The organism is Streptomyces sp. NPDC054956, assembly GCF_053609185.1.
Map to the genome: position 1 here is coordinate 1 of NZ_JBSGXB010000278.1, position 10,362 is coordinate 10,362.

The 10,362-nt window shown below is 73.6% G+C and carries 11 protein-coding genes; 4 read left to right on the forward strand and 7 right to left on the reverse strand.

The window, feature by feature from the left end:
• Positions 1-480, forward strand: a 480-nt coding sequence (locus ACWGDE_RS30815; RefSeq protein WP_453392313.1) for a 2-phosphosulfolactate phosphatase, incomplete at its 5' end; no start/stop codon positions are given.
• 27 nt (positions 481-507) lie between these two features.
• On the opposite strand, the gene ACWGDE_RS30820 is transcribed toward ACWGDE_RS30815, so the two are convergent.
• Complete coding sequence (locus ACWGDE_RS30820; protein ID WP_453392314.1) at positions 508-1,701, reverse strand: cytochrome P450 family protein; 1,194 nt, start codon at positions 1,699-1,701, stop codon at positions 508-510.
• A 115-nt stretch (positions 1,702-1,816) separates the two neighbouring features.
• On the opposite strand from ACWGDE_RS30820, the gene ACWGDE_RS30825 reads away from it, so the two are divergent.
• Positions 1,817-2,581 (forward strand): dienelactone hydrolase family protein, encoded by a 765-nt coding sequence (locus ACWGDE_RS30825; RefSeq protein ID WP_453392315.1) that lies wholly within the window; start codon positions 1,817-1,819, stop codon positions 2,579-2,581.
• Between the two features lie 118 nt (positions 2,582-2,699).
• Here the strand turns inward: ACWGDE_RS30825 and ACWGDE_RS30830 are convergent, their stop codons facing one another.
• Entirely contained in the window at positions 2,700-4,436 is a 1,737-nt protein-coding gene (locus tag ACWGDE_RS30830) for an Ig-like domain-containing protein (RefSeq protein ID WP_453392316.1), read from the reverse strand.
• Between the two features lie 59 nt (positions 4,437-4,495).
• Positions 4,496-5,587 (reverse strand): hypothetical protein, encoded by a 1,092-nt coding sequence (locus tag ACWGDE_RS30835; protein WP_453392317.1) that lies wholly within the window; start codon positions 5,585-5,587, stop codon positions 4,496-4,498.
• Between the two features lie 256 nt (positions 5,588-5,843).
• Here ACWGDE_RS30835 and alc point away from each other — a divergent pair, with 256 nt between their 5' ends.
• A complete protein-coding gene (alc, locus tag ACWGDE_RS30840; protein WP_453392318.1) occupies positions 5,844-6,965 on the forward strand; it encodes an allantoicase in 1,122 nt (373 codons plus the stop codon).
• Positions 6,966-7,007: 42 nt separating this feature from the next.
• Here alc and ACWGDE_RS30845 read toward each other — a convergent pair whose 3' ends face one another.
• Positions 7,008-7,418, reverse strand: a complete 411-nt coding sequence (locus ACWGDE_RS30845; RefSeq protein WP_453392319.1) for an organic hydroperoxide resistance protein — start codon at positions 7,416-7,418, stop codon at positions 7,008-7,010.
• A gap of 128 nt (positions 7,419-7,546) precedes the next feature.
• On the opposite strand from ACWGDE_RS30845, the gene ACWGDE_RS30850 reads away from it, so the two are divergent.
• The gene (locus tag ACWGDE_RS30850; protein WP_453392320.1) at positions 7,547-8,020 is read left to right on the forward strand and encodes a MarR family winged helix-turn-helix transcriptional regulator; all 474 of its coding nucleotides are present in this window, start codon (positions 7,547-7,549) and stop codon (positions 8,018-8,020) included.
• Here ACWGDE_RS30850 and ACWGDE_RS30855 read toward each other — a convergent pair.
• From ACWGDE_RS30855 to ACWGDE_RS30865, 3 genes are all read right to left on the reverse strand, one after another.
• The gene (locus ACWGDE_RS30855; protein WP_453392321.1) at positions 7,983-8,678 is read right to left on the reverse strand and encodes a cytochrome b/b6 domain-containing protein; all 696 of its coding nucleotides are present in this window, start codon (positions 8,676-8,678) and stop codon (positions 7,983-7,985) included. The genes ACWGDE_RS30850 and ACWGDE_RS30855 overlap by 38 nt on opposite strands.
• Positions 8,662-9,435, reverse strand: coding sequence for a molybdopterin-dependent oxidoreductase (locus ACWGDE_RS30860; RefSeq protein WP_453392322.1), 774 nt, complete (start codon positions 9,433-9,435; stop codon positions 8,662-8,664). The genes ACWGDE_RS30855 and ACWGDE_RS30860 overlap by 17 nt, the downstream gene beginning before the upstream one ends.
• 103 nt (positions 9,436-9,538) lie before the next feature.
• A complete protein-coding gene (locus tag ACWGDE_RS30865) occupies positions 9,539-10,201 on the reverse strand; it encodes an NADPH-dependent F420 reductase (protein WP_453392323.1) in 663 nt (220 codons plus the stop codon).
• Positions 10,202-10,362: the final 161 nt, after the last annotated feature.

The window sequence follows — 10,362 nt, forward strand, 5'->3', positions numbered from 1 at the left end:
GCGCTGAGGGAGGCGCCCTTCGTCCCGCGCCTGGTCCTTCCCTCCCCCAACGGCTCCTCGATCGCCGCGGCGGCCGGCGGGTCGACGGTGGTCGCGGGCTGCCTGCGCAACGCGGCGGCGGTGGCCCGTTGGCTCCACCGGCACGGCTACGGGACGCTCGACCGCCCGGTCGCGGTCATCGCCTCCGGCGAGCGCTGGCCCGACGGCAGCCTGCGTCCCGCGCTGGAGGACCTGCTCGGCGCCGGAGCGGTGCTCTCGGCGCTGCGCGGGCTCGGTGGGGGCCCGCTGTCCCCCGAGGCCTCCGTCGCGGCCGACTGCTTCGAGGCGACGCCGGACGTGGTCGCCGCGGTCACCGGCTGCGCCTCGGGCCGGGAGCTCGCGGACGGCGGCTTCGCGGGCGACGTGGCCGTCGCGACCGAGCTGGACGCCTGCGGGATCGTTCCGCTCCTCACCGACGGGGCTTTCACGGCGGCCGCTTGACCCGGGCCGGAGCCTTCGCCCGCCGCGCTACCAGCGCAGCGGGAGGCGGCTCACTCCGCGCATCAGGCTTCCCGTCAGCCAGATCGGCGGGCCCGCCTCCGGGTCCTCGGCGAGGTCCGGGAAGCGTTCGAGCAGGGAGCGGACCGCGATGCGGCCCTCCATGCGGGCCAGCGGGGCGCCGATGCAGAAGTGGAGGCCGTGGCCGAAGGCCAGGTGGCCCTGCGGGGCGCGGCGGATGTCGAAGGTGTCGGGCTGCGGGAAGCGCGCGGGGTCGCGGTCGGCGCCGGCCAGGGAGACGAGGACGGTCGCCCCGGCCGGGATGGTGGTGCCGCCCAGCTCCAGGGCCTCGCGGGCGTAGCGGTAGGTGGAGTGCTGCACCGGGCCGTCGTAGCGGAGCATCTCCTCGACCGCCCCGTCGAGGAGTCCGTCGAAGTCTGCGCGGAGCGCCGCCAGTTGATCGGGGTGGGCGAGCAGGGCCCGTACGCCGTTGGAGATGAGGTTGACGGTGGTCTCGTGGCCCGCGATCAGCAACAGGAAGGCCATTCCGATCACTTCGTCGGAGGAGAGCGAATCGCCTTCCTCGTCGCGGGTCCGGATCAGAGCGCTCAGCAGGTCCTCGCCGGGCTCCTTGGCCTTGGCCTCGATGAGTTCGCCGAGGTAGGCCCCGAGTTGCTGGTGGGCGGTGTTGTCCGGGGCGCCGGGGATGGGGGCGACGACCGCGTTGGACCAGTAGCGGAAGCGTGCGCGGTCCAGATCGGGAACGCCGAGCAGTTCGCAGATCACGGTCATCGGAAGCGGGAACGCGAGGGCGTTGATCAGGTCGCCGGTGCGCTCCGGCCGGGCAGCCATCGCGTCGAGCAGCTCGTCGGTGATCTGCTGGACGCGGGCCCGCATGCCCTCCATGCGGCGGGCGGTGAACTCCCGTGCGACCAGCTTGCGCAGCCGGGTGTGGTGCGGCGGGTCGGATTCCAGCATGTTGGCGTTCACCGCGGTGGCGAGGGCGTCCGGGAAATGGCCCGAACTGCGCCAGTCCTTGGACAGGGCGGGGTGGTTGAGTGCCTGGCGCGCCTCTTCGTGGCCGACGACGAGCCAGCTCGGCTCGTACTCGCCGGCCGTGACGATGACTTGGTGGACGGGCCCCGCCTGGCGCAGTCTCGCGTAGTAGGGGTACGGGTCGGCGTTGAAGTCCTCGGCGCTGGCACTGATGTCCACAACTGGCATCGGACCACGGTAGATCAGCGGCCGGAACAGGGAGAGGGCGGTTTCCGGACACTCTGGGACGCCCCGGCGATCACGGTAGTCTGCGGGCCTTCGCCATACGAGAAGGGGGACGGCCATGACGACCGCACGCGAGGTAGTCCGGACATCCGTGGAGATCGTCACGCGGGACGGCACCGCCGACGCCTATCTGGCCCGGCCCGACGGCGACGGCACGTATCCGGGGGTCCTGCTGTACATGAACGCGCTGGGGGTCCGCCCCCACATCAAGTCGATGGCGGACCGGATCGCCGCGGCCGGATACGTCGTGCTGCTGCCCAACCTCTTCTACCGGCACGGGCGTACGCCGGTCTTCGAACTCCCCGAGTTCGTCGACTTCGAGCGGCAGCCGGAGCTCTTCGACCGGGTGGGTCCGGTCCTCGACTCGCTGACGCCCGAGCTCGCGATGCGCGACGCCGAGGGGTACCTGGACTGGTTCGCGGGGTTCCCCGGCGCGGCCGGGGGCCCGGTGGCGATCACGGGTTACTGCCTGGGCGCCCGGCTGGCCCTGCTCACGGCGGGCACGTACCCCCAGCGGGTGGCGGCCGCGGCCGGTTTCCACGGCGGGTTCCTGGCCACCGGGGCGGCGGACAGCCCGCACCTGCTCGCGGACCGGGTGACGGCGGAGCTGTACTTCGGCCACGCGGACCGGGACCCGTCGCTGCCCGCCGAGCAGATCGACCGGCTGGAGAAGGCCCTCACCGAAGCCGGCGTCCGCCACGGTGCCGAGGTGTACGAGGGCGCCCCGCACGGCTACACCCTGGCCGACACGTCCTCGTACGACGCGGCCGGCGACGAGCGCCACTGGGCGGCGCTGTTCGCGCTGCTGGGCCGTACGTTCTGACGCGGGAAGGGCGGGGAGGCATCGTGAATGCCTCCCCGCCCGACCGTTCCACGGGTGGTGCGAGCGCTGCGGGGCGCCGCAGTACTACAGGTGGCGCGGCCCTACGGTGCTGCGGCCGTCACCCGCACTGGCCGGACCGGGGTCCGGTGACGGTGGTGCCGCTGACGTGCGGCGCCGGTTCGTTGGCCTCGCAGCGCAGCGGGCCGACGACCCGGTCGGCCGAGAACTCGACGCCTCCGGTGTTGGCCTCCAGCGAGACCGGACCGGTGAGGGCGTTGCCCTGGCAGTCCGCCGCCCCCGGGCCGGCGGCCGGATCCGAGCCGATGAGCACGGATCCGCCGGTGCCGCGGACGGAGAGGGGGCCGGTGACCGTCGATCCGCAGACGGAGACGGCGAGCGCCCCGTCGGCGGACACCGGGCCGGTGATCTGCCCGTTCGACACGGACAGCGCGCCGCCGGGCCGGACGGTGACCGGGCCGCTCTGGCTGCCGCCGGAGGCGATGCAGACCGACTGCCCGGCGCCCACGGTCAGCGGCCCCCGGGACGCCGTCGTGATGCAGGGTCGGCTGAACCCGACGGTGATGTCGGCCGGTTGGTCCGTGACGCTGCCCGTGTGGTCGGCGTCCGGGGTGTACGAGGCGCTGATCCGATGGGTGCCGGGACGCAGGGCGCTCGTGGTGAAGCGGGCTCGTCCGGCGTCGAGCGGCACGGTCGCGAGCGGGGTGGTCCCGTCCGTGAAGGTGACGCTGCCCGCCGGGGTGCCGGCGGCCGGGTTCGCGGAGTCCACGGTCGCGGTCAGGGCGACGGAGTGCCCGAACAGCGGTGTGGTGGTGTCCGCGGTGAGCGTGGTGGACGTCCCGTAGCGGAACGAGAGCACGGCCTTGCCGTTGCCGTGCCGGACGCCCGCCACCAGGGCGGCTTCGGAGACGCCGGCCGCGGCCTCGGCCGCGTGGCCGCTGCCGCCGCCACCGCCCGCGCCGTACAGGTTGCCGGGGTTGCCGCCGCCGGAGCCGCCGCCACCGCCCTTCCAGCCGCCGCCACCGCCGCCGCCACCGTTGCCTCCGCGGCCGCCGTTGCCTCCGGTGCCGCCGCTGCCCGGGTTGGGTTGGCCGGTGTACTGGTCGATGTCGCTCCCGTTGCCGCCCGGTCCGCCGACCGGGTTGGTACGGGTGCCGGTGCCGTGCGCGGTCTGGGTACCGCCGGTGCCGCCGGCGCCGGAGCCCTCGGGGCCGCCGCCCTGGCCGCCGTTCTCACCGGCGGGGCCGCCGCCGTTGCCGCCGCGCAGCAGGGGGCCGCCGTTGCCGGCGCCTCCCCCGCCACCGGCCACCAGGATCCGGTCGGCCGGGCCGAAGGCGCCGGTGCGCAGGTCGGTGGCGCCGCCGCCGGAGCCGCCGCCTCCGTGGGCACCGCCGCCGCCGGTGCCGTGGCCGAAGCCGCCGGGCCGGGCGTACTCGCCGTGCCGGGAGGTGCCGGAGCTGCCGACGGCGCCCCGGGTGATCTGGACGGCCTGGCCGGGGGTGACGGCCAGGGTCGCGCGGGTGTGGCCGCCGAGGCCGCCGGGGGCGCCCTCGTTCGGCGGGTTCGGGGAGACGAAGCCGGCCGCGCTGCCGCCTTCGGCTCCGTACAGGTCGACGGTGAGGGCGCTCACCCCGGCGGGCACGGTGAACACGTCGGTGCCGGCGCTGTCGTACGTACAGGCGGGCGGGGATGCGGTGAAGACGGCCGCCGGGCCGCAGGGTCCGGCCGTTTCCGCGGGGTCGGCGGACGCGGTGAGCGGCGCCACCAGGGCGGCGAGGAGGCCGGCCGCACCGAGGACGAGCGCCGTCCGCGAGGCGGGCGTTCTGAATCGGGTCATGTTCCTGGTCTTCTTCGTGGTGCTCGTCGTAGTGCTCGTCGTGGTGTTCTCAGCGGTGGTCACGGGGCATCTCGGACGCCGTCGTCGGCGCACAGCGCCCACGCTTCGGAGTAGGTGCTGGGCGAGCTGCCGCCGCCGGTGTGGGTGGAGGCCGTCCAGGAGGAGGCCGTGGTGGTCCCGTCCGAAACCGGGGTGCCGCCGGAGTTGCTGGGATAGCTGCCGTTGAGGTGGTCGCCGGGCGAACCGGGGCCGGTGAAGTCGGTGGTGGTGACGCTGCCGCCGCTGATGGCCGCGCCTCCGCTGACGAGCTTTCCGTCGTTGCCGCCGCAGCCGGCCGTGACGGTCGTGCCCGAAGTGGCCGAGGTCGGGCCGCTCACCTCGGCGAAGCGGACCTTGACGGTGGTTCCGCTGATGTCGATGTTGTTGCCGCTGCAGATCGCGTAGGCGTACGTCACGTTGTCGGTGCCGCCGCCACCGCCGTTCCAGCCGACCGCGGTCCAGGAGTCGGGGTTCGTCTCGCCGTCGGCGGCCGCCTTCTGGCCGTAGTCGTGCCCGGCGTTGTTGAACGTGGGGAACGAGGCGATCGGCTTGAGGCTGCCGACGTCCGCGGGCGTGATGCGGGCGCCGCCGCCGAGGAGGCGGGTGTTCGCCGGGCAGGTGGCGGTGACGAGACCCACCGTGGAGGCCGAGGTGGGGCCGGAGATCTTGTTCATCACCACCTGGGTGTGGTTGATCAGGTTGCTGGTGAAGCACATCGCGTAAGGAGTGCTGGAGAACGAGGCGTTCACCGCTCCCCCGCTGCCGCCGATGCCGAGCCAGTGCGTCACGTCGGTGCCGACGACGCCGGTCGAGCCGATGTACTCGGTGCTGCCGTCGGGGCTGGGCGAAGTGCCGTTCACCTTGTTGCCGTTCGAGGACGAACCGGTACCGATGGCCTGGTTGATCCCGCCGCCGGAAATGAGGCCGCCGGAGCAGTCCGCGTGGGTGGAGATCTCGGAGAAGGCCGATGCGGGTCCGGAGGTCGCCCCCGGAGTCTTCACCGTCACGCCGACGGTGTTGGCGTAGGCCGATCCCGGCACCAAAAGGGCCAGGAGGGCGCCGATGACCAGTGACTTCCCTGCGACGGCAGGCCGCAGAACGGTCTTTGGCATTAAATCTTCTCCCTCATCCAGAGTCGCGCATGCGGACTGTAACAGCCCTTTTGCCATGCATCTACGGCGTGAACCGACCGTCTCACCTGGCAGATGGGGAGCTTCTCTCGCCCGGGTCGGCGACCTGTACCTTTCAGCTCCGCCGAAAGGAATGATCGAAAACATTCGATGGACCCGGGCACTCGGTACGGGCGAGAGTCGAGGCACACCCCCCAGCCCCCAACTCCCTTGCCCACAAGGAAAGAAGGCCTCGACCGTGCAGCACACGACCACCGATCTCGGCGCCGCCCCCTACGTCTCGGGCGACCCGTACGCCGACTACCGGGGAGCGGTCTTCCCCTTCTCCCACCTCACCGATCTCGCCGACCGCCGGCTCGGGGCGGCGGTCGTCGCCGCCAACGACGAGTTCTTCGCGGAGCGGGAGAACCTCCTGCTCCGCACGCCGGCCGTCTTCGACGTCCACCACTACGGCAACAAGGGCAAGGTCATGGACGGCTGGGAGACCCGCCGGCGGCGCGGGGCGGGCGCGGACGATCCGTTTCCGGCCGACACCGACCACGACTGGGCGCTCGTACGGCTCGGCGCCCCCGGCGTGATCCGCGGGATCCTCATCGACACCGCGCACTTCCGCGGCAACCATCCGCAGCAGGTGAGCGTGTGGGCGGCGGCCTTCGAGGGGACGCCCTCGGCGGCCGAACTCCTCGCGGAGCCGGGCGCCTGGGAGGAGATCGTGCCGCGCACGCCGGTGCGCGGCCACGCCGCGAACGGGATCGCGGTCGGCTCCGGGCGCCGCTGGACGCACCTGCGGATCAACCAGCACCCCGACGGCGGCATCGCACGGCTGCGGGTGCACGGCGAGGTGCTGCCGGATCCCGCGTGGCTGGCCCTGCTCGGCACGGTGGACATGGCGTGTGTCGTCAACGGCGGGGCCGTGGAGGACGCCTCGGACGGCTTCTACTCCTCGCCCGGGAACACGATCCTGCCGGGGCTCTCGCAGAAGCAGGACGACGGCTGGGAGACGCGCCGGCGGCGCGACAAGGGCAATGACTGGATCGCGTACCGGCTCGCCGGACAGTGCGAGATCCGCGCGGTGGAGGTGGACACGGCCAACCTCAAGGGGAACGCGGCGGGTTGGGTGTCGCTGTCCGTCAAGGACGGCGAGGACGGCGACTGGCGGCAGGTCCTGCCGCGCACGCGCCTGCAGCCCGACAGCCCGCACCGGCTGCCGCTGCCGTCACCGGTGCTCGCGACCCACGCCCGGCTCGACGTCCACCCCGACGGCGGTCTCGCGCGGCTGCGCCTGCACGGCAACCTGACCGACGCCGGAGCGGCCGCGCTCGGTGCCCGCTCCGCGCGTGCGTCGGGCACGGCGGGCTGACGGTGAGGGCGGCCGCTCCGGCGGCGCGGGAACCCGCGGGGACTACTCGACGACGAGCTCGACGGGGATGTTGCCGCGGGTGGCACGGGAGTACGGGCAGACCTCGTGCGCCTGCTTGACCAGCAGGGCGCCGGTCTCGCCCGCCAGGGCGTCGGGGAGCTCCACGCGCAGGACCACGGCCAGGCCGAAGCCCGCGCCGTCCTTGCCGATGGAGACCTCCGAGGTGACCGAGACCTCACTGGTGTCGACCTTGGCCTGCCGGCCGACCAGGCCGAGGGCGCTGGCGAAGCAGGCGGCGTAACCGGCGGCGAAGAGCTGCTCGGGGTTGGTGCCCAGACCGTTCCCGCCGAGGGCCTGCGGCATGGCCAGCGCGAGGTCGATCTGACCGTCGGAGCTGACGGCGCGGCCTTCGCGGCCGTTGGCGGTGGCGACAGCGGTGTAGATCGCGTCCATCTCGGGGGTTCCTCTCACGGGGCGGAGGCGGGGCCGTCGGTCGGCGGCCTCGCCCCATCAATATTGCACACAATTAAGTTGTGCACAATTCAGTTGCCGTCGCGAGGCCCCCGCGTACACTGGTTCCCATGACCGAGCAGCCGCCCGCCACCCTTGCCGACCAGGACTTCCTGCGCCTCGACGGCCAGATCTGCTTCGCGCTCGGCGCGGCGAACCGCGCCTTCGGGGGCCTCTACCGCGTGATCCTCAAGGACCTCGGGCTCACCTACCCGCAGTACCTGGTCATGCTCGTGCTCTGGGAGCACGGCGAGATGCCGGTCAAACAGCTCGGACAGCACCTGCGGCTCGACTCGGGAACGCTCTCCCCGCTGCTCAAGCGCCTGGAGGCAGCCGGACTGATCTCCCGCGAGCGCAGCGCCGAGGACGAGCGGTCCGTGCACGCGCGGCTCACCGAGTCGGGTACCGCCCTGCGCGCCCGCGCCGTCGAGGTGCCCCGGCGCATCGCCGTCGCGACCGGCTTCGAGCTCGGGGAGATCAGGGACCTGCAGGACCGCCTGCGGCGGCTCACCGCCGCCCTGGACGCGGCGGTCCCGCAGGACTGACCGGGCCCTCGCGCTCCCCCCGCTCGCCGAAGTCCGCCACGGGCGGCGGAAGCCACAGCGGGTGCTCGCGCCGCGCCCACTCGGCGTCCACCGAGCCCGTGCGCATGCCGCGCCGGGCCTCCGGGTCCGCCAGCGCCTTCACGATGTGGCCGGCGACGACCACGGTCAGCGCCACGGCCAGCCAGTCATGGACGAACGTCGCACCGGTCCGCCAGGGCAGCGGGGCCAGGCCGGTGAACCACATCAGCAGGCCGGTGCCGAGCATGACCAGGGCCGCACCGGCGCTCCAGCTCGCGTACAGCTTCTGCCCGGCGTTGAACTTGCCGGCCGGGCGCGCCTGCGGCCGCCGGTCCCTGCGCAGCGCGGAGCGCAGCCAGGTCCGGTCGTGCGGGCCGAAGCGGTTCAGCCGGCGCAGGTCCGCGCGGAAGGCCCGGGAGGCGAGCCCCAGCAGGACGGGGGCCGGGATCAGCAGCCCGGACCATGCGTGGACGGTGACCACGAGTCGGCGCCTGCCGACGAGTTCGGCCAGCGGCGGCAGGTAGAGGCATCCGGCGGTCACGAGGCACAGCCCCGTCAGGGCGGCCGTGCTCCGGTGGATCCGGCGTTCGGCGGCGGTGAACCGGCGGATGCGGGCGGGGCGTTCAGACCGTGGGGGCATCGTCGCGTCCGTTCGACTTGCCGACCCAGGCGTCGACGTCGTAGCCGAGTTCCTCCCAGTAGCCGGGGCGTACGTCCTGGGTGAGGGTGATGCCCGACAGCCATTTGGCCGACTTGTAGAAGTACATGGGGGCCACGTAGAGGCGGACCGGGCCTCCGTGCGCGTGGCCGAGGGGTTCGTCCCGCATCCTCAGGGCGACCATCACGTCGTCGCGACGGGCCTGCGGAAGCGTCAGGCTCTCGGTGTACGTGCCGTCGAAGCAGGTGAAGCGGATCGCGCGGGCCTCGGGCCGGACCCCGGCGGCGTCCAGGAGCAGGGAGAGCGGGACCCCTTCGAAGGGGGTGCCGGGCACCCGCCAGCCGGTCACGCACTGGACGTCGCGCACGACGCGGGTCTGCGGCATGCCCCGGAGCGCGTCCAGGGTGTACGAGCCCGGGCGCTCGACCAGGCCGTCGACGGTCAACCGGTAGTCCGCCGGTCCGCGTTCGGGGACCGACGAGGCGACGGAGTAGTACCGGAACCCTCCGCCGCCGGGCACCAGTCCGGTCAGACCGGTCGGGTCCGACGCGGCGACCCGGCCCAGTACCGCGTCGAGACCGGACTGGAGGCGGGGCGCGGCGGCGATGCCGAGGGCGCCGAGCCCCACCATGGAGAGGACCAGCCGGCGGCCGACGGGGGCACCGCGGCCGTCGGGGTCGGCGAAGGGGCCGCCCGGGCCGGCCGGATCCTCGGGAGCCGGTTCCTGTTCTGTGCTCACGCGCCGATTCGACCACCGGCCGCGCCCCACGGCCAGGGTTCGCGGGAGTTCGTCAGACTTCCGTCATACCTCGGGGCGCCCCAGGGGCCCCGAGGGGCGGGCGTCAGCCCCGGAAATCCTCCTGGCGCTCCGGGGAGGCCTCGGCGAGCGCCGTGACCACGGCCGCCACGCCCGCCCGGAGCCCGTAGACGGGGGTGCCGGGCTGCTGGCGCCAGGATTCGTCGATGCCGCCGGCGTCGACGGTGTCGAAGCCGAGCTCGTCGATGAGGGCCCGTACGGTCTTCTTCGCGGCCTCGTCGTCACCGGCGACGGGCAGCGCCTGCCGGTCGGGGTGGCCCGCCGCGAGCGGCCGCTCCAGGATGTCCTGGGCGTACGTGCCGTTGAACGCCTTGACGACCGGGTGTCCGAGATGGCTCTCGGTCCAGCGGCTCTCGGTGAGCCCCTCGTCCTCGATGCCGGCGATGCGGCCGTCGCGCTGCTGCGGGTAGTAGTTCCCGGTGTCGATGACGGCGAAGCCGGGCGCCGCCCCGTCGAAGAGCCCGGCGGGCAGGTCGGGGACGTTCTTCAGGGGGACGGTCACGACCACGACCTCGGCCCCGCGCGCCGCCTGCGCGACGGTGACCGGCGTGGCGCCCGTCTCCTCGGCGAGGGCGGTCAGGGTCTCGGGTCCGCGCGAGTTGGCGACGGCCACTTCGTGTCCCAGGGCGGTGAGCCGGCGGGTGAGGTTGCCGCCGATGTTGCCCGCGCCGATGATGCCGATCTTCATGAGCTCTCCCGTGCGTCAGGGGTGTCCGGGTCTCGTGATGATCCGAACCTCCCCCGGGCGCGGAGAATTCCGCCCTGGCCCGGACGAGTGGGCGGCCCGGCCCCGTTCGGGGGACGGGCCGCCCACTCGTCCGGGTCGGCCCGCGCACGGCGGGCCCCACC